General features: G+C 67.3%; 19 protein-coding genes. 7 read left to right on the plus strand and 12 right to left on the minus strand.

The genetic code is table 11. The features are described 5' to 3' along the window. Positions 1 to 10: 10 nt before the first annotated feature. Positions 11 to 1,183 carry an amidase gene (locus AC099J_RS08100; RefSeq protein ID WP_479614723.1) on the plus strand — a complete coding sequence of 391 codons (1,173 nt, stop codon included), beginning with the start codon at positions 11 to 13 and terminating at the stop codon, positions 1,181 to 1,183. A 53-nt stretch (positions 1,184 to 1,236) separates the two neighbouring features. Here AC099J_RS08100 and AC099J_RS08105 read toward each other — a convergent pair whose 3' ends face one another. Continuing rightward, on the minus strand, positions 1,237 to 1,743 hold the full coding sequence (locus tag AC099J_RS08105; RefSeq protein ID WP_479614724.1) for an ureidoglycolate lyase: 507 nt from the start codon (positions 1,741 to 1,743) through the stop codon (positions 1,237 to 1,239). Positions 1,744 to 1,871: 128 nt separating this feature from the next. Between AC099J_RS08105 and AC099J_RS08110 the strand changes: the two genes are divergently transcribed. From AC099J_RS08110 to AC099J_RS08120, 3 genes are read left to right on the plus strand one after another with little or no spacing between them, the layout of a single operon-like run. Continuing rightward, positions 1,872 to 2,399 (plus strand): TRAP transporter small permease, encoded by a 528-nt coding sequence (locus AC099J_RS08110; protein WP_479614725.1) that lies wholly within the window; start codon positions 1,872 to 1,874, stop codon positions 2,397 to 2,399. Beyond that, positions 2,396 to 3,694 carry a TRAP transporter large permease gene (locus AC099J_RS08115; protein WP_479614726.1) on the plus strand — a complete coding sequence of 433 codons (1,299 nt, stop codon included), beginning with the start codon at positions 2,396 to 2,398 and terminating at the stop codon, positions 3,692 to 3,694. Before AC099J_RS08110 ends, AC099J_RS08115 begins: the two co-directional genes overlap by 4 nt. A 31-nt stretch (positions 3,695 to 3,725) precedes the next feature. Continuing rightward, positions 3,726 to 4,763: a DctP family TRAP transporter solute-binding subunit gene (locus tag AC099J_RS08120; protein WP_479614727.1), complete on the plus strand. Its 1,038-nt coding sequence runs from the start codon at positions 3,726 to 3,728 to the stop codon at positions 4,761 to 4,763. A 69-nt stretch (positions 4,764 to 4,832) separates the two neighbouring features. On the opposite strand, the gene AC099J_RS08125 is transcribed toward AC099J_RS08120, so the two are convergent. The 7 genes from AC099J_RS08125 to AC099J_RS08155 all read right to left on the minus strand — a co-directional run bounded on the left by AC099J_RS08125 (position 4,833) and on the right by AC099J_RS08155 (position 10,554). Then, on the minus strand, positions 4,833 to 5,570 hold the full coding sequence (locus AC099J_RS08125) for an amino acid ABC transporter ATP-binding protein (RefSeq protein WP_479614983.1): 738 nt from the start codon (positions 5,568 to 5,570) through the stop codon (positions 4,833 to 4,835). A gap of 37 nt (positions 5,571 to 5,607) precedes the next feature. Beyond that, positions 5,608 to 6,273, minus strand: coding sequence for an amino acid ABC transporter permease (locus AC099J_RS08130; RefSeq protein ID WP_479614728.1), 666 nt, complete (start codon positions 6,271 to 6,273; stop codon positions 5,608 to 5,610). 1 nt (position 6,274) lies between these two features. Further along, positions 6,275 to 7,000, minus strand: a complete 726-nt coding sequence (locus AC099J_RS08135) for an amino acid ABC transporter permease (protein WP_479614729.1) — start codon at positions 6,998 to 7,000, stop codon at positions 6,275 to 6,277. Between the two features lie 91 nt (positions 7,001 to 7,091). Next, a complete protein-coding gene (locus AC099J_RS08140; protein ID WP_479614730.1) occupies positions 7,092 to 7,988 on the minus strand; it encodes an amino acid ABC transporter substrate-binding protein in 897 nt (298 codons plus the stop codon). Positions 7,989 to 8,303: 315 nt separating this feature from the next. Continuing rightward, the gene (locus tag AC099J_RS08145) at positions 8,304 to 9,260 is read right to left on the minus strand and encodes a LysR substrate-binding domain-containing protein (RefSeq protein ID WP_479614731.1); all 957 of its coding nucleotides are present in this window, start codon (positions 9,258 to 9,260) and stop codon (positions 8,304 to 8,306) included. Positions 9,261 to 9,293: 33 nt separating this feature from the next. Beyond that, on the minus strand, positions 9,294 to 9,719 hold the full coding sequence (locus tag AC099J_RS08150) for a hypothetical protein (RefSeq protein ID WP_479614732.1): 426 nt from the start codon (positions 9,717 to 9,719) through the stop codon (positions 9,294 to 9,296). A gap of 55 nt (positions 9,720 to 9,774) precedes the next feature. Further along, positions 9,775 to 10,554 (minus strand): enoyl-CoA hydratase, encoded by a 780-nt coding sequence (locus tag AC099J_RS08155; protein ID WP_479614733.1) that lies wholly within the window; start codon positions 10,552 to 10,554, stop codon positions 9,775 to 9,777. Between the two features lie 112 nt (positions 10,555 to 10,666). Between AC099J_RS08155 and AC099J_RS08160 the strand changes: the two genes are divergently transcribed. Further along, entirely contained in the window at positions 10,667 to 10,897 is a 231-nt protein-coding gene (locus tag AC099J_RS08160; protein WP_479614734.1) for a 4Fe-4S dicluster domain-containing protein, read from the plus strand. Between the two features lie 41 nt (positions 10,898 to 10,938). After that, positions 10,939 to 11,559: a 3'-5' exonuclease gene (locus AC099J_RS08165; protein ID WP_479614735.1), complete on the plus strand. Its 621-nt coding sequence runs from the start codon at positions 10,939 to 10,941 to the stop codon at positions 11,557 to 11,559. A gap of 71 nt (positions 11,560 to 11,630) precedes the next feature. Here the strand turns inward: AC099J_RS08165 and AC099J_RS08170 are convergent, their stop codons facing one another. Genes AC099J_RS08170 through AC099J_RS08180 form a run of 3 tightly spaced genes read right to left on the minus strand, consistent with a single transcriptional unit; the run spans position 11,631 to position 13,861 of the window. Further along, the gene (locus AC099J_RS08170) at positions 11,631 to 12,956 is read right to left on the minus strand and encodes an O-acetylhomoserine aminocarboxypropyltransferase/cysteine synthase family protein (protein WP_479614736.1); all 1,326 of its coding nucleotides are present in this window, start codon (positions 12,954 to 12,956) and stop codon (positions 11,631 to 11,633) included. 3 nt (positions 12,957 to 12,959) lie between these two features. Continuing rightward, complete coding sequence (locus tag AC099J_RS08175; protein WP_479614737.1) at positions 12,960 to 13,436, minus strand: CoA-binding protein; 477 nt, start codon at positions 13,434 to 13,436, stop codon at positions 12,960 to 12,962. Positions 13,437 to 13,438: 2 nt separating this feature from the next. Further along, a complete protein-coding gene (locus tag AC099J_RS08180) occupies positions 13,439 to 13,861 on the minus strand; it encodes an acyl-CoA thioesterase (RefSeq protein ID WP_479614738.1) in 423 nt (140 codons plus the stop codon). 56 nt (positions 13,862 to 13,917) lie between these two features. Between AC099J_RS08180 and AC099J_RS08185 the strand changes: the two genes are divergently transcribed. Continuing rightward, complete coding sequence (locus tag AC099J_RS08185) at positions 13,918 to 15,819, plus strand: ABCB family ABC transporter ATP-binding protein/permease (protein ID WP_479614739.1); 1,902 nt, start codon at positions 13,918 to 13,920, stop codon at positions 15,817 to 15,819. On the opposite strand, the gene AC099J_RS08190 is transcribed toward AC099J_RS08185, so the two are convergent. Further along, the gene (locus AC099J_RS08190; protein WP_479614740.1) at positions 15,792 to 16,628 is read right to left on the minus strand and encodes a M90 family metallopeptidase; all 837 of its coding nucleotides are present in this window, start codon (positions 16,626 to 16,628) and stop codon (positions 15,792 to 15,794) included. The two genes, AC099J_RS08185 and AC099J_RS08190, sit on opposite strands and share 28 nt — an antisense overlap. Positions 16,629 to 16,673: the final 45 nt, after the last annotated feature.

The following is a 16,673-nucleotide window of genomic DNA, read 5'->3' on the forward strand; positions in this document are numbered from 1 at the left end:
GAGACAAACCATGCCCCTGCACGACACCGCCCACGCCTTCGTTCCCTACCCGGACGTGCCGGTCGCCTCGGCGCCCACCGGCCCATTGGCCGACCTGCGCTTTGCAGCGAAGGACTTGTTCGACGTGGCCGGCTATCCGACGGGCGGCGGCAGCCCCATCGTGCTGGCCATGTCGGGCATCAAGACCACCACCGCGCCGGTCGTGCAGCAGCTGCTGGACGCCGGTGCGCGCTTCGTCGGAAAAACCGTGACCGACGAGCTGGCGTTCTCGATGAATGGCAACAACGCGCATTTCGGTGCGCCGATCAACGGCGCCGCGCCGGATCGCATCACGGGCGGCTCGTCGTCGGGCTCCGCCTCAGCCGTGTCGTCGGGGCTGTGCGACTTCGCGCTGGGCAGCGATACCGGTGGCTCGGTGCGCGCGCCGGCCAATCACTGCGCGCTCTACGGCATCCGCCCCACGCACGGCCGCATCTCGCTGCAGGGCGTGCTCGATCTGGCGCCCAGCCTGGACACCTGCGGCTGGTTCGCGCGCGACGTGCAAACCTTCGCGCGCGTGGCCGACGTGCTGCTGGGCGCCGACCCCGCGCCGCTGCCGGCCCGCGTGCGCCTGCTCAAGCCCACCGACATCTGGGCGATGGTCGAGTCGCCCGTGACCGATGCGCTGGCCGAGGCGCTGGCCCGCGTCGAGGCGCTGACCGGTGCCGCCAAGCCGACGCAGATCGCGCTCGAATCGTGGGATGCGATGTACTGGAACTTCCGCTACGTGCAGGGCCGCGAAGCCTGGCTGACCGATGGCCCGCTGATCGAGCGCTTTGCCCCGCCGCTGGGCCCGGGCGTGGCCGAGCGATTCGCCTGGTCGCGCGACGTGACCGATGCGCAGATTGCGCAAGGGCGTGCCTTCCGTGCGCGCTTTCGTGCCCACCTGGCCGAGTTGCTGGGCAGCGATGGCGTGCTGGTCATGCCCACCATGCCCGACATCGCACCGTTGCGCAGCGAGGGCGAGGCCGGCCTGGAGGTCTATCGCAACCGCGCGACAACGATGCTGTGCAGCGCAGGGCTGTCGGGCTTTCCGCAGATCTCGCTGCCGCTGGCCAGGCGCAACGGCGCGCCGTTGGGTTTGTCGCTGCTGGGCCCGGCGGGCTCGGACCGCTCGCTGATCGCGCTGGCCGAGCGGCTGTAGGCGCGCCGCTCGCCTGGCCGGCCCCGCCTGTCGGTGGTTGGCCGGGCGCCCGCTCAGTCGAGCACCACCGACACTGCGGCGGCCAGGTCGCAGACGTCGCAATCGACCTGGTCGGCCACGCGCTCGATCACCACGAAGTCGCCCGCGTCCACGGCCAGCAGCGCGTGGTGCCAGGTACCGGGCGCGAGCACGACGCCCTGCTCACCGTTGCTGATGAACGCGGCCAGCGCCGAGGGCTGCGGCTCCCCACCGGCTGGCGCCACCACGATCACGAAGCGGCGCCGGCCCAGCGGCACGAAGCTCTGGCTGCCCAGCGCATGGCGCTCCATCTCGGTAACGGTGTGAGGAAACGCCCGCGCCTGGGCGCGGAACAGCGCCAGCATCGGCCGGCCGCCAGCTTGCTGCAGCTGCAGGTCGCCCAGCAGGTCGAAACGCTGCGACGTGCCGCCGTTGATGGGCCGGCCGGCGGCATCCGGCACTTCGATCACCGTGCCGAACCGTGCGAAGCCCTCGGCCGTCAACAGTTGGGGGTGCAGGCGGTCGGAGGTGGGCAAAGGCATGGCCGCATGGTAGCGGCGCTGCCCTAAGGAAACCCCCCATCCGGCCGGCACCGGGCGCGCCCTATCATGCGCCGGCTGATGCTGCCTGGTCCCCTGGGGTCTGGCAGCGTTCTTTTTTTCACCATCGCATGTCCATGCCCCCATTGAACGAAGCAGGGACGCCGCAAGACACACCTGCCCACGACGAGCCCACCCGCGTCCCGCTGAAGATCGAGGACTGGCTGACCGTGTTGATCATGGCCGCGCTGGCGTTGATCACGTTCGCCAACGTGCTGGTGCGCTACTTCACCGACCACTCCTTCGCGTGGACGGAAGAGTTCTCCGTCTTCCTGATGATTCTGCTGGCCATGGTCGCCGGCTCGGCCGCCGTGGCGCGCGACCGGCACATCCGCATCGAGTACTTCAGCAGCGCCGGTTCCTTGGCGCGGCGCCGTCGCCTGGCGCAGTTCGGCGCGCTGCTGGTGGCGCTGCTGTTCTTCCTGATCGCAGGGCTGTCGCTGCGTGTGGTCTGGGACGACTGGCGCTATGAGGAGACTTCGCCCGGCATCGGCGTGCCGCAGTGGTGGTACTCCATCTGGCTGCCGATCGTCTGCACCGGCATCGGCCTGCGTGCCGTCGGGCTGTTCATCCGGCGCACGCGGGCCCCGGCGGCATGATCCCCACGCTGCTGTTCACGGGCTTTGTGCTGATGATGCTGGCGGGCGTGCCGATCGGCGCCGCGCTGGGCCTGGCCGGCGCAGCCTGCATCGCGCTGGCCAATGCCGATGCCCAGTGGTTCGGCCTGCTGGCCGTGCCGCAGAACTTCTACGCCGGGCTCGGCAAATATCCGCTGCTGGCAATCCCGATGTTCGTGCTGGTCGGCTCGATCTTCGACCGCTCTGGCGTGGCGCTGCGGCTCGTGAACCTGGCGGTCGCCATCGTCGGGCGCGGGCCCGGCATGCTGCCGTTGGTGGCGATCGTGGTGGCCATGTTCCTGGGCGGCATCTCGGGATCCGGGCCGGCCAATGCGGCCGCGGTGGGCGCGGTGATGATCGCGGCGATGTCGCGTGCCGGCTATCCGCCCGCGTTCTCGGCCAGCGTGGTCGGCGCCGCTGCGGCCACCGACATCCTGATCCCGCCGTCGATCGCCTTCATCGTCTATTCGGTGATGGTGCCGGGGGCCTCGGTGCCGGCGCTGTTCGCGGCCGGCATGGTGCCCGGCGTGCTGGCCGGCCTGGCGCTGATCGTGCCGGCGGTATGGATGGCGCGCAAGCATGGCATGGGCGCGCTGGAATCGAGCCTGCCGCGCCCGCCCTTGTGGCGCAGTCTGCGCGAAGCGCTGTGGGGCCTGGCGGCGCCGGTGCTGATCCTGGGCGGCATGCGCGCCGGCTGGTTCACACCGACGGAGGCGGCCGTGGTGGCGGTGTTCTACGGCCTGTTCGTGGGCATGGTGATCCACCGCACGATCGGGCTGCGCGATCTGTTCCCGATCCTGCGTGAGTCGGGCGAGCTGTCGGCCGTGATCTTGCTGGTGGTGTCGCTGGCCGGCATCTTTGCCTATTCGCTGTCCACGCTCGGCGTGATCGATCCGGTCACGCGGGCGATCGTCGAATCGGGCCTGGGCGAATACGGCGTGCTGGCGCTGCTGATCGCGCTGCTGGTCACGGTCGGCATGTTCCTCGATGGCGTGTCGATCTTCCTGATCTTCGTGCCGCTCCTGATGCCCATCGTGCAGCACTACCAGTGGGACCCGGTGTGGTTCGGCGTGATCCTGACGCTGAAGGTAGCGCTGGGCCAGTTCACGCCGCCGCTGGCGGTCAACCTGATGGTGTCGTGCCGTATCGCCGGCGTGCGCATGGAGGAGACCGTGCGCTGGGTCGGCTGGATGCTGGTGGCGATGTTTCTGGTCATGGTGGCCGTGATCGCCTGGCCACCGCTGGCGCTGTGGCTGCCGGCCCGGCTCGGTTATTGATGTTTTTCCCCGCAACACTAGGAGACTGCTCATGAATGTTCGCCGCACCCTGCTTGCCGTGGCCGCTGCCTGCGCCACCCTGGCCACTTTGCCTGGCGTCGCCCAGGCCCAGGGCAACTACAAGTCCGAGTACAAGATGTCGCTCGTCGTCGGCACCGCCTTCCCTTGGGGCAAGGGCGGCGAGATCTGGGCCAACATGGTCCGCGACCGCACCCAGGGCCGCATCAACATCAAGCTGTACCCCGGTGTCTCGCTGATCCAGGGCGACCAGACGCGCGAGTTCAGCGCGCTGCGTCAGGGCGTGATCGACATGGCGATCGGTTCGACCATCAACTGGTCGCCGCAGGTCAAGGAGCTGAATTTATTCTCGCTGCCGTTCCTGATGCCCGACTACGCCGCCATCGACGCGCTGACGCAGGGCGAGGTCGGCAAGGACATCTTCGCGCGGCTGGACAGGGCTGGCGTGGTGCCGCTGGCCTGGGGCGAGAACGGCTACCGCGAGATCACCAACTCCAAGCGGCCGATCAAGTCGCCGGCCGACCTGAAGGGCCTGAAGATCCGCGTCGTCGGCTCGCCGCTGTTCGTGGACACCTTCACCGCGCTGGGCGCCAACCCCACGCAGATGAGCTGGGCCGACGCGCAGCCGGCCTTTGCCAGCGGCGCTGTGGACGGGCAGGAGAACCCCATGTCCATCTTCACCGCCGCCAAGCTGCAGAACGTGGGCCAGAAGAACGTGACGATGTGGGGCTACGTGGCCGACCCGCTGGTGTTCGTGGTCAACAAGGAGATCTGGGCCTCGTGGACGCCGGCCGACCAGGAGATCGTGCGACAGGCGGCGCTGGACGCCGGCAAGGAGCAGATCGCCATCGCGCGCAAGGGGCTGACGGAGGCCGACAAGCCGCTGCTCAAAGACATCGCGGCGCTGGGCGTGACGGTGACGCAGCTGAGCGCTGCCGAGCGCGACGCCTTCGTGCAGGCCACGCGGCCGGTGTATGCCAAGTGGAAGCCGCAGATCGGCACCCCGCTGGTGGACAAGGCCGAGAAGGCCATCGCGGCGCGCAAGCCTTAAGCAGGCAGCCGCCGCCACCAGCGACAAGGGCCCCGCGTGGGGCCCTTGTCGTTGGCGAACTGCAGCCGCTCAGTGCTGCAGGATCTTGTTGAGGAAATCCTTGGTGCGCGGCTGGCGTGCATCGGGGTTGCCGAAGAAGTCTTCCTTGGAGCAGTCTTCCAGAATGCGGCCACCCACGTCGATGAAGATCACGCGGTTGGCCACCTTGCGCGCAAAGCCCATTTCGTGGGTCACGACCATCATGGTCATGCCTTCCTTGGCCAGACCCACCATCACGTCGAGCACCTCGCCCACCATCTCGGGGTCGAGCGCCGAGGTGGGCTCGTCGAACAGCATCACGATCGGGTCCATCGACAACGCGCGCGCAATCGCCACGCGCTGCTGCTGGCCACCCGACAACTGGCCGGGAAACTTGTCCTTGTGCGCCATCAGGCCCACGCGGTCGAGCATCTTCAGGCCGCGGGTCTTGGCTTCGTCGGCGCCACGGCCCAGCACCTTGATCTGCGCAATGGTCAGGTTCTCGGTGACGGACAGGTGCGGGAACAGCTCGAAGTGCTGGAACACCATGCCGACCTTGGAGCGCAACTTGGGCAGATCCGTCTTGGGATCGGTCACGCCGATGCCATTGACGACGATGGTGCCCTTCTGAATCGGCTCGAGCGCGTTGACAGTCTTGATGAGCGTGGACTTGCCCGAACCCGAGGGCCCGCACACCACCACCACATCGCCCTTGTGGATGGTCACGTTGCAGTCGTTGAGCACCTGCACCGGCCCGTACCACTTGGACACGTTGCTGATCTCGATCATTTTTTCAGCCATTTGATTTCTCCAGACGGGTGCTTGTTCAGCGGATGATGGCAATCTTCTTGTGCAGGCGCTTCACGAGGTAAGACAGCGCATAGCACAACACGAAATAGACGACGGCGGCGAGCAGGTAGGACTCGATCGGGCGGCCGAAATTCTTCCCGGCGGTCTCGAAGCCCTTGAGCATGTCGTAGGCGCCGATGGCATACACCAGCGAGGTGTCCTGGAACAGGATGATGGTCTGCGTCAGCAGCACCGGCAGCATGTTGCGAAACGCCTGCGGCAGGATCACGAGCTTCATGTTCTGCCCGTAGGTCATGCCCACGGCCTGGCCGGCAAACACCTGGCCACGCGGGATCGACTGGATGCCGGCGCGCATGATTTCGGAGAAGTAGGCCGCCTCGAATGCGATGAACGTGATGATGGCCGACATCTCCGCGCCGATCGGCCGCCCGATCATGAACGGCACCAGCAGGAAGAACCACAGAATCACCATGACCAGCGGAATGCTGCGCATGCCGTTGACGTAGATCGCCGCAGGCGTGTCCAGCCATTTTTTGCCCGACAGCCGCATGAGCGCCAGGATGGTGCCGAAGAAGATGCCGCCAAGCGTGGCGACCACCGTCAAAAACACGCTGAAGTAAAAGCCCTTCAGCACGAAGTCGGTGATGACGGCCCAGTTGTAGAAGCCAAAGTCGAGATCCATCTCAGTGGCCTCCGGTTCCGCCAGCGGCGACGAAGCCCGGCACGCTGGACCGCTTTTCGATGAACGCCATGATGCGGTTGATGGCCATGGCCGAGATGATGTAGAGCACGGTCACGCCCAGGTACATCTCGATGGGGCGGGCGGTCTCTTCACCGGCCTGCATGGCGAACTGGGTCAGCTCCGCGATGGACACGGCGAACGCGACCGAGGAGTTCTTGAAGATGTTCATGGACTCGCTGGTGAGCGGCGGCAGGATCATGCGATAGGCCATCGGCAAGATCACGTAGCGGTAGTACTGCCAGGTCGTGAAGCCGACCGCCATGCCCGCGTAGCGCTGGCCGCGGGGCAGCGCCTGAATGCCGGCGCGCAGTTGTTCGGCGATGCGCGCCGAGGTGAAGAAGCCCAGCGCCAGGACCACCAGCACGAAGGAGGGCACTTGGCGCAACGACAGGAAGAGCGAGGGCAGCACGTGGTACCACAGGAAGATCTGCACCAGCAGCGGGATGTTGCGGAACAGCTCCACCCAGGCATTGCCGAAGCGCACCCACCACGGGCTGTTCGGCAAGGTACGCAGCACGCCGACCAGCGAGCCCATCACCAGCGCGACGAACAGCGCCGACAACGCCACCGAGATCGTCCAGCCCCAGGCAGACATCATCCATTGCCAGTAGGTCGGGTCTTTGCCGCCCGGGTCCTGCAGGAACACCTGCCAATCCCAATTTCCCATCGGGAACTCCTTGGTTGTCTTTGAATCTGGTTCCGCTACAAAAAAACGCCCGCGCGAATCGGCGGGCGTTGTTCACGTCAGCCGAGCGGGATCACTTGCCGACGTAGTCTTCCATCGGCTTGTCGTTGGGGCTGGCCCAGGCTTGCTTGGTCGCCTCGGACATCGGCAGGCCGATCTTCGAATTGGTCGGCGGGATGGGCTGCAGGAACCACTTGTCGTACAGCTTGAGCAGCGAACCATCGGCGATCTGGCGCTTGATGCTGTCGTCCACGGCTTTCTTGAAGGCCGGGTCGTCCTTGCGCAGCATGCAGGCGATGGGCTCGACGGACAGCACGTCCCCCACCATCTTGTAGTCGGCCGCGTTGCGCGACTTGGAGGCGTTGGCGGCCAGGATCGAGCCGTCCATCACGAACGCATCGGCCCGGCCTGACTCCAGCAGCAGGAAGCTGTCGGCGTGGTCCTTGCCCATGACTTCCTTGAACTCGATGCCTTCGGCGCGCTTGTTCTTGCGCAGCGTCTGCACCGACGTCGTGCCGGTGGTGGTGGCGACCGTTTTGCCCTTCAGGTCGTCGATGCCGTTGATGCCCGAATTGGACTTGGTCAGGATGCGCACTTCCTCGACGTAGGTCGTCACGGCAAAGGACACATCCTTGGCACGCGTGGCGTTGTTGGTGGTGGAGCCGCATTCCAGGTCGACGGTGCCGTTCTGCACCAGCGGAATCCGATTCTGCGAGGTGACCGGCGTGTAGGTGATCTTGATCTCCTTGCCGGCCGCCTTGGACAGGTCGGCCACGATGCGCTCGCCCATTTCGGTATGGAAGCCCACGTATTTGCCATTGCCCAGCGTGTATGAGAGCGCCGACGAGTCGCGCACCCCCAGGCTGATGTTGCCGCTGGCCTTGATCTTGGCCAGGGTGTCGTTGCCCTGCGCCACAGCGCTGCTGGCCGCGAAGGCGATGCACGCCAAAACAAAGAGGGGTTTGTTCATTCGATCTCCTGATGAAAAACGGTGAGGGGAATATGACCCGAAACGGGCTTCACGACGCTTTCGGATTTACCCGAACGCTCCGTCCTGGTGCACGGGCGGAGCGGCTGCCATTGTGTGTTCTTGTTTCAACCAGATCCTGTGTACCAATGCACCAATTTTGGCGGTCGCGTCTACTGCATGAATTGACGGTGTAAGCAGCTTGTATGCCACCTTGTCACCGACCGGTCATGAATGCAGTGTTGCGGACTGTAATTGCCAGTGCCGCCCATCGGCCAATGCCGAATGACAGCGGCACCATGCAGAAACGGAATAGTTTCACGCGTCGGCCGCCACCCCGGCAGGACCGGGTGATTTCGGGTCCGACAGATAGTTCCACAGCGCTTGCGCTGAGCGCTTGGGCGTCGCGTTGGCCGAGGGTTTCTCGCGGTAGGCCCGCACGTCCAGCGTCATCTCCAGGCCCTGCATGCCGGCAGGGGCGGCGCTGACCAGCTTGCGGGCGCGCAGTTCCTTCTTGACCGCGCTGTAGGGCAGGAAGGCGATGCCGTGCCCCTCCAGCGCCATGGCCTTCAGGCCTTCGGACATGTCGGTCTCGTAGACCCGGTCCAGGTGAATCGGCGTGGACGATTGCTTGAGCAGCATGTCGACCATCTGCCCCATGTAGGCGCCGGGTGCATAGCCCAGATAGGGCAACAACTGGTTGGGCCGGCCGGGCAGCTGGTAGAGCGGCGCGCCATCGGCGTCGGCTTTGACATAGGGGGCCATCACCTCGCGCCCAAGGCTGACCATCTCGTAGCGGTTGGCCGCCAGCTGGAAGGGTTGCGAGCTGTGGTGGTAGGCGATCAGCAGGTCGCAACTGCCCTCGACCAGGCGCATGACGGCGTCGTGCACGTTCAGCGCGATCAGCCGGCTTTTCAGAGGCCCGAACCTCTCACGCAGGCTGGTGACCCAGGCCGGGAAGAAGGTGAACGCCAGCGTGTGCGGCACAGCGAACTCCACCACATCCTGCCCGGCCGAGTTGTGGCCGCGCAGCATGGCGCGCGTGCTCTGCAGTGCCTGCAGCATTTCCAGCGACTGGGTGTAGAGCGTTTCGCCGGCCGGCGTCAGCCGTGTGGGGTAGGAGCTGCGGTCCACCAGGTCGGTGCCGGCCCAGGCCTCCAGCGCCTGAATGCGCCGCGAGAACGCTGGCTGCGTCACATGGCGCAGCTGGGCCGATCGGCTGAAGCTGCGCGTCTCGGCAAGACTGACGAAATCTTCCAGCCACTTGGTTTCCATCGCGGCATTATGTCCAGCGGCCGCTGAGGGTATTCACTCGGTGACGGTGACCGCCCAGAGCAGTACGACCAGCGCTGCATAGGGGAATGCGACGGTCGGGCGCAGGGCATTCGAGGCGTATTGCGACAGCAGGCCCAGGGTGCCGGGGCGGCTCAGCTGCCATTCCGAATACAGCTGGCAAGGAAAGTCGGTCGCCGCGCCAGCGCCGCCCAGCTGCGCTTCCACCCGCAGCAAGCGTGTGACCAGGCGCGCCTGGCCGGTGCGCACGATGGCCTCCTGCAGCCACAGCATGGCCAGCAGCAGGATGGCGAGCACGCTGTCAAAGCCCAGCGCCAAGACCACCACGGTCAGCGCCATCGCGGCCAGCTTGATCCACAGCGCGCTGCGCTCGCTCTTCTCGCAATCGCGGTGCAGCGCTGTCCATTCGCGCCCCAGCAGGTCCGACTCCATCGATGGCATCACATCCTCCTTGTTGATCGGTGGAGGATAGCGTGCAGCACGGCGGCCCGGCGTCTCACCAGGCTGGCTTGCGCTTGTCGATGAAGGCCTGCACGCCTTCCAGCGCGGCCGCCTCCATCATGTTGCAGGCCATGGTCTGGCCGGCGTCCTGGTAGGCCGCGCCGATGCCGACCTCCAGCTGGCGGTAAAACAGCGCCTTGCCCATGGCCAACGCCACGGCCGGCTTGGCCACGATGCTGGCGGCCAGCTCGGCCACCGCAGTGGCCAACGCGTGCGGCTCGGCCACACGGTTGATGAGGCCCTTGGCACGCGCCTCGTCGGCGCCGATGAAGCCGCCCGTCACCAGCATCTCGAACGCCGCTTTGCGAGGCAGGTTGCGCGACAGGGCGACGCTGGGCGTCGCACAGAACAGGCCGAGGTTGACGCCGCTGACGGCGAAGCGCGCGTCACTTGCCGCCACGGCCAGATCGCACATCGCCACCAGCTGGCACCCTGCCGCCGTGGCGATGCCCTGCACCTGCGCGATGACGGGTACCGGCAGCTTCTGGATCGTGAGCATCAGCTTGGTGCACTGCGCGAAGAGCGCCTGGTAGTAGGCCAGCGACGGCTCGGCGCGCATCTCCTTGAGGTCGTGCCCGGCGCAGAAGGCCTTGCCGGCCGCGGCGATCACCAGCACGCGCAGGCTGCTGTCGGCGGCTGCGTCCAGCTCGGTCTGCAGCGCCTGCAGCATGGCCTCGCTCAGCGCGTTGAAGGCGTCCGGCCGGTTCAGCGTCAGCGTGCGGATGCCCTGCTCATCTTGCGTGCGCAGGACCAGCGGGGCAGGGGTCTCGGACATGGCGTCTCCTGGTGTCGTGGTCGATGGCGCGAGTCTGCCATTGGCCGCACCCGTGCCATCGCACAATGGCTGCGGCGCCGCACCATGGCGGCGCCGCACCTGCACCATCCGCATGCCTCTCGCGCCCAAGGCCCTGCCCACCATCGATCCGGCCCGTTGCACCGGCTGCGGGCGCTGCGTGGGCGCGTGCCCGCCGCATGTGCTGTCACTGCAGGTGCCCGGCCACGCCCGCTGGGGGGCCAAGCATGCCGTGCTGGACGACGCGGCCGGGTGCACCGGCTGCGCACTGTGCTTCGTGTGCTGCCCGTTCGATGCGATCCGCATGGAACGGACCATGGGCTAGCATCGCCCAAACCACCAGGCAGCCTTGCTGCGACTGAAAGCATGCAAGCACCGCGCCTCCTGCCCCCCAGCCGCGACGAGATCGCTCAGCTCCCGCTCTTCGAGGGCCTGCAGCCGCCGCAGATCGAGCTGGTGGCCACTGCCGCAGACGCCACGCGCGCCTTGGCCGCGCTCGATGGCCAGCGGTGGCTGGGATTCGACACCGAGTCCAAGCCCACTTTCCTGAAGAACGAAGTTGCAACCGGCCCGCATACCCTGCAGCTTGCCAGCCTGGAGCGTGGCTGGGTGTTCCAGTTGCACGACCCGCAGTGCCGCGCCGTGGCCGCGCAACTGCTGGCCTCGCGTCAACTGCTCAAGCTGGGTTTCGGCCTGGATGGCGACCGCACGCAGATCCGCGCCAAGCTGGGCATCGAGCCGCAGTCGCTGCTGGACCTGGGCACCGTGTTTCGCGAGCGTGGCTACCGCCAGAGTGTGGGCGTGAAGACGGCGGTGGCCATCGTGTTCGGCCAGCGCTTCACCAAGTCGCACAAGCAGAGCACCTCCAACTGGGCCAATCGCACCCTCAGCGACGGGCAGCTGCGCTACGCCGCCAACGATGCGTGGGCGGCCATCCGTGTGGCGCAGGCCCTGGGCCTGTGCAATGGCGGCCCGCCAGGGGCCTGAGCGCGGCCGCGCACGCTGAAGTTCAAGTGATGCGCCCCCGGGCAGGGCGCGCGTTGCGGCCCCCGCCTGCCTCAGGGTCCAGCCGCCAGCGCCTGGTCCAGATCCCACAGGATGTCGTCCACATGCTCCAGCCCCACCGACAGCCGCACCATGTCGGGCAGCACGCCAGCGGCGATCTGTTGGTCGGGCTCCAGTTGCCGGTGCGTGGTGCTGGCCGGGTGGATGATCAGCGTGCGCGTGTCGCCGATGTTGGCCAGGTGGCTCATGAACTGCGCCGATTCGATGAAGCGCACGCCGGCCTCCACGCCGCCCTCGACCCCAAATGCCAGCAGGCCCGAGGCGCCGGCCACGCCGCCGAAGCTGCGCATCTGGCGCTGCACCAGCGCGTGCTGCGGATGGTCTGGCAGGCCTGGGTAGTTGACCCAGCGCACGCGCGGGTGCTGCTGCAGGAACTGCGCGACCTTCAGCGCGTTGCTGCAATGCCGTTCCATGCGCAGCGGCAGCGTCTCCACGCCTTGCAGGATCTGCCAGGCCGACATCGGCGACAGCGCCGCGCCGTACACGCGCAGCGTCTCCATCCGCGCGCGCATCGTGAAGGCGAAATCGCCGAACGTCTCGTGAAACTTCACGCCGTGGTAGCCCGGCGAGGGCTCGGTCATGCCGGGGAACTTGCCGTTGTTCCAGGCGAAGTTGCCCGTGGGCCGGCCGCCATTGGGCTTGCCACTTTCCACGATCACGCCGCCCAGCGTGGTGCCGTGGCCGGCCAGGTATTTGGTGGCCGAATGCACGACGATGTCCGCGCCCAGCGCCAGCGGCTGGCACAGATAGGGGCTGGGCACGGTGTTGTCCACCACCAGCGGCACGCCGTGGGCATGGGCGACATCGGCCACGGCCGCGATGTCCAGCACGGTGAGGCTGGGGTTGCCCAGGCTCTCGGCGAACACGGCGCGCGTGTTGGGTTGCATCGCGGCGGCGAAGGCGGCCGGGTCGTTGGCATCGACGAACGTGGTCTCGATGCCGAACTTTCGGAGGTTCACGGCCAGCATGGTCACCGTGCCGCCATACAGGGCGCCGGCCGCCACCACATGGTCGCCGGCTTGCAGGATGGTCATCAGCGCCATGGCCTCGGCCGCCATGCCCGAGGCGCTGGCCACGGCTGCGCGGCCGCCTTCCAGCGCCGCCACGCGTTCTTCCAGGGCGGCCACCGTGGGGTTGGACAGGCGCGAGTAGACGTTGCCGAAGGTCTGCAGGTTGAACAGCGCGGCCGCATGGTCGGCGCTGTCGAACACGAAGCTCGTGGTCTGGTAGATCGGCAGGGCGCGCGCGCCGGTGGCCGCATCCGGAATCTGCCCGGCGTGGATGGCCAGCGTTTCGGGTTGGAAGACGTGGTCCGCCATGGGTCAGCGCGGCACCACCGGCCGCTTCGCCGAGATCACCCCGGTGTTGACGCCCGCCCAGTTCAGCCCGCCGAACAGGCGCGCGTGCTCGATCTTCACGCAGCGGTCCATCACAGAGTCCAGCCCGGCCGCACGCACCAGCGCGTCGGCCTCGTCGTTCACCACGCCGATCTGCTGCCACAGGCACCTGGCGCCGATGGCAATCGCCTGCTGCGCGAGCGGCAGCACATCTTCGGTGCGGCGGAACACATCCACCATGTCCACCGGCTCGGTCAGATCGTCCAGGCTGGCTACGACCGGCTGCCCCAGGATCTCGCCGCCCGCATAGCGCGGGTTCACCGGGAACACCTGGTAGCCGTGCTGCTGCAGGTACTTGGCGACGAAAAAGCTGGGCCGGTGCCACTCTGCCGACAGGCCGACGATGGCCACGCGCCGGCACTGGTGCAGGACGCGGCGCAGCGCGCTGATGTCGTCGGCCATGCTCAGGCGGCCTTGATCCTCTGGGCGATGGGCCGTGGGCGGCCGTCCTCGCCGATGGCCACGTAGGTCAGCCGCGCCTCGGTCACCTTCACGTAGCGGTCGACGCTATGGCGCCGTTCGGCGTAGACCTCGACCTGCACGGTGACGGAGGTGTTGCCCACGCGCGTGATGGCCGCGAAGAACGACAACAGGTCGCCGACGCGCACCGGCTGCTTGAAGATGAACTCGTTGACGGCCACGGTGGCGAACTTGCCGACGATGAGCCGGGCCGGCAACACGCCGCCGGCCAGGTCGACCTGGGCCATGACCCAGCCGCCGAAGATGTCGCCGTTGCCGTTGGTGTCCGCGGGCATGGGAATGACCTTGAGCACCAGCTCCATGTCGGTGGGGAGTTCGGCCAGGCCGGTACTTGCAATGGTGGACATCCGGGACAATCTCCGCAAAAGAAGAACAAACACAACGAACGCCACGATTGTCTGCCATGCGCCACCTCGCCCCCTCTGCCCCCATCCCTGCCGACACCGCTGCGCCGGCGCCGTCCGGCCGATCCGATTGGGCCACGCTGCGCCGCCTGGTGCCCTACCTGATGCAGTACAAGTGGCGCGTAGGGTTCGCGCTGGCGTTCATGCTCGGCGCCAAGTTCGCCAACGTCGGCGTGCCGGTGCTGCTGAAGAACCTGATCGACACCATGACGATCAAGCCGGGCGACCCGGCCGCCGTGCTGGTGGTGCCGGCCGGGCTGCTGCTGGCCTATGGCCTGCTGCGGCTGTCGACCTCGATGTTCGCCGAGCTGCGCGACCTGGTGTTCTCCAAGGCCACGCAGGGTGCGGCCCGCACCATTGCGCTGCAGACCTTCACGCACCTGCATGCGATGAGCCTGCGCTTTCACCTGGAGCGCCAGACCGGCGGCATGACGCGCGACATCGAGCGCGGCGTGCGCGGCATCGAGTCGCTGATCTCATACTCGCTCTACAGCATCGTGCCCACGCTGGTCGAGGTCGGCCTGGTGCTGGGCATCCTGGCCGTCAAGTTCGACGCCTGGTTCGCCTGGATCACGCTGGCCGCGCTGGCGCTGTACATCACGTTCACCGTCATCGTGACCGAGTGGCGCACGCAGTTTCGCAAGCAGGTCAACGAGTTCGATTCGACGGCCCACACGCGCGCCATCGATTCGCTGCTGAACTACGAAACCGTCAAGTATTTCAACAACGAGCGCTACGAGGCCGGCCGCTACGACGAAAGCCTGGACCGCCTGCGCCGCGCGCGGCTGAAGAGCCAGACCACGCTGTCGCTCCTGAACACCGGCCAGCAGCTGATCATCGCCTGCGCGCTGGTGCTGATGCTGTGGCGTGCCACGGCCGGCGTGGCGGCTGGCCGCATGACGCTGGGCGATCTGGTGATGGTCAACGCCTTCATGATCCAGCTGTACATCCCGCTGAATTTCCTGGGCGTGATCTACCGCGAGATCAAGCAGAACCTGACCGACCTGGACAAGATGTTCAGCCTGATGGAACGCGAGCGCGAAGTGGCCGACGCGCCCGGGGCGCAGCCGCGCGATGCGGCGCGGGGCAGCGCCATCCGCTTCGAGGGCGTGCACTTCGCCTACGAGAGCGCGCGCCCCATCCTGCACGGCGTGGACTTCGAGATTCCGGATGGCAAGACCGTGGCGGTGGTCGGCCCCTCGGGTTCGGGTAAATCGACGCTGGCGCGGCTGCTGTTTCGCTTCTACGACGTGCAGCAAGGCCATGTGCGCATCGGCGGCGAGGACATCCGCAGCGTGACGCAGGCCAGCGTGCGCCAGGCCATTGGCATCGTGCCGCAGGACACGGTGCTGTTCAACGACACCATTGCCTACAACATCGGCTACGGCCAGCCCGGTGCCACCCAGGCACAGATCGAGGCGGCAGCGCGTGCGGCGCACATCCACGCGTTCATCATCGCCATGCCGCGCGGCTACCAGACCATGGTGGGCGAGCGCGGCCTGAAGCTCTCGGGCGGCGAGAAGCAGCGCGTGGCGATCGCCCGCACGCTGCTGAAAGACCCGCCGATCCTGATCTTCGACGAGGCCACCTCGGCGCTGGATTCGGCCAACGAACGCGCGATCCAGGCCGAGCTGCAATCGGTCGCGCGCAACAAGACCACGCTGGTGATCGCGCACCGGTTGTCCACCGTGGTGGATGCGCACGAGATCCTGGTCATGGACGCCGGCCGCATCGTCGAGCGCGGCACCCACGCGGCGCTGCTGGCGGCCAATGGGCGCTACGCCAGCATGTGGGCGTTGCAGCAGAGCGGGGAGGGCGGCGCCGAATCAACCGCTTCCGACGCCGCACCTGACGCGGCTCCGGGCGCAGGCGCTCACCAGCTGGTCGGGTCCACGCCGTAGAAGGCGCTGAGCTGGGCGTACAGCGCGGGCTGCGTCGCGGCCAGCTGCGGGCCCTGCTCGAAGAACACTTCGCAGGCGACGGCGAAGAACTCGGCCGGGTTGGTGGCGGCGTAGTCGCCCAGCAGCGTGGCCTCGCCGGCGGCCACTTGGCGCTGCAGCGTGGCGTAGGCATCGGCCATCACCTCGGCCCAGCGTTGGCGGTCCATGCTGCGCGGCAGCGGCGGCGCACCGTTGGCGGCACCATCGGCCTGGTCGAGTTGGTGCGCGAATTCGTGCACCACCACGTTGCGGCCATCGTCAGGCACGGCCGCGCCCTGCAGCACGTCGTCCCACGACAACACCACCTGGCCCTGCTGCCACGATTCGCCTGCCAGCACCTGGCGCTCGTCACGCAGCACGCCGCCGGGCTCGTGCTGCACGCGGTCGACCAGGAAGGCATTCGGGTACAGCAGCACCTGGCGCAAGTTGGCGAAATGCGCACCGGGCCGGTTCAGCAGCAACAGGCAGGCCTGCGCCGCCACCACCACGCGCATGGTCTCGGTCACGACCAGACCGCGGCAGCCGATGAAGGGCTTCTCGGCGATGAACACCTGCATCAACTGCTTGAGCTGCAGCTGCAGATCGGCCGGCAGGCGCCGCACCTGCGGCACGTGGCGCTGCAGGATGGGGCGCCACGCGGCCGGAAACGGCTGGCGCTGCAGCCGCGCGCGGCGCCAGCGCTGCCAGCCAGGGGCGCCGGCAATGGCCAGCACCGCCACCAGCGCACTGGCCAGGATGGCGCCGAACAGGAGTTGTGAGAGGGTGAACATCGGCGTGCAGGGGCGGCGTCCGACAGAACTGGAGGCGCGGGCGCA

It is taken from the genome of Rhodoferax sp. RT4P68 (genome assembly GCF_056521305.1).

Excerpts from the sequence above, each read along its gene's own strand:
- AC099J_RS08100 (WP_479614723.1), top strand. The coding sequence starts at position 11 with ATGCCCCTGCACGACACCGCCCACGCCTTCGTTCCCTACCCGGACGTG.
- AC099J_RS08105 (WP_479614724.1), bottom strand. The coding sequence starts at position 1,743 with ATGCCTTTGCCCACCTCCGACCGCCTGCACCCCCAACTGTTGACGGCC.
- AC099J_RS08110 (WP_479614725.1), top strand. The coding sequence starts at position 1,872 with ATGTCCATGCCCCCATTGAACGAAGCAGGGACGCCGCAAGACACACCT.
- AC099J_RS08115 (WP_479614726.1), top strand. The coding sequence starts at position 2,396 with ATGATCCCCACGCTGCTGTTCACGGGCTTTGTGCTGATGATGCTGGCG.
- AC099J_RS08120 (WP_479614727.1), top strand. The coding sequence starts at position 3,726 with ATGAATGTTCGCCGCACCCTGCTTGCCGTGGCCGCTGCCTGCGCCACC.
- AC099J_RS08125 (WP_479614983.1), bottom strand. The coding sequence starts at position 5,570 with ATGATCGAGATCAGCAACGTGTCCAAGTGGTACGGGCCGGTGCAGGTG.
- AC099J_RS08130 (WP_479614728.1), bottom strand. The coding sequence starts at position 6,273 with ATGGATCTCGACTTTGGCTTCTACAACTGGGCCGTCATCACCGACTTC.
- AC099J_RS08135 (WP_479614729.1), bottom strand. The coding sequence starts at position 7,000 with ATGGGAAATTGGGATTGGCAGGTGTTCCTGCAGGACCCGGGCGGCAAA.
- AC099J_RS08140 (WP_479614730.1), bottom strand. The coding sequence starts at position 7,988 with ATGAACAAACCCCTCTTTGTTTTGGCGTGCATCGCCTTCGCGGCCAGC.
- AC099J_RS08145 (WP_479614731.1), bottom strand. The coding sequence starts at position 9,260 with ATGGAAACCAAGTGGCTGGAAGATTTCGTCAGTCTTGCCGAGACGCGC.
- AC099J_RS08150 (WP_479614732.1), bottom strand. The coding sequence starts at position 9,719 with ATGCCATCGATGGAGTCGGACCTGCTGGGGCGCGAATGGACAGCGCTG.
- AC099J_RS08155 (WP_479614733.1), bottom strand. The coding sequence starts at position 10,554 with ATGTCCGAGACCCCTGCCCCGCTGGTCCTGCGCACGCAAGATGAGCAG.
- AC099J_RS08160 (WP_479614734.1), top strand. The coding sequence starts at position 10,667 with ATGCCTCTCGCGCCCAAGGCCCTGCCCACCATCGATCCGGCCCGTTGC.
- AC099J_RS08165 (WP_479614735.1), top strand. The coding sequence starts at position 10,939 with ATGCAAGCACCGCGCCTCCTGCCCCCCAGCCGCGACGAGATCGCTCAG.
- AC099J_RS08170 (WP_479614736.1), bottom strand. The coding sequence starts at position 12,956 with ATGGCGGACCACGTCTTCCAACCCGAAACGCTGGCCATCCACGCCGGG.
- AC099J_RS08175 (WP_479614737.1), bottom strand. The coding sequence starts at position 13,436 with ATGGCCGACGACATCAGCGCGCTGCGCCGCGTCCTGCACCAGTGCCGG.
- AC099J_RS08180 (WP_479614738.1), bottom strand. The coding sequence starts at position 13,861 with ATGTCCACCATTGCAAGTACCGGCCTGGCCGAACTCCCCACCGACATG.
- AC099J_RS08185 (WP_479614739.1), top strand. The coding sequence starts at position 13,918 with ATGCGCCACCTCGCCCCCTCTGCCCCCATCCCTGCCGACACCGCTGCG.
- AC099J_RS08190 (WP_479614740.1), bottom strand. The coding sequence starts at position 16,628 with ATGTTCACCCTCTCACAACTCCTGTTCGGCGCCATCCTGGCCAGTGCG.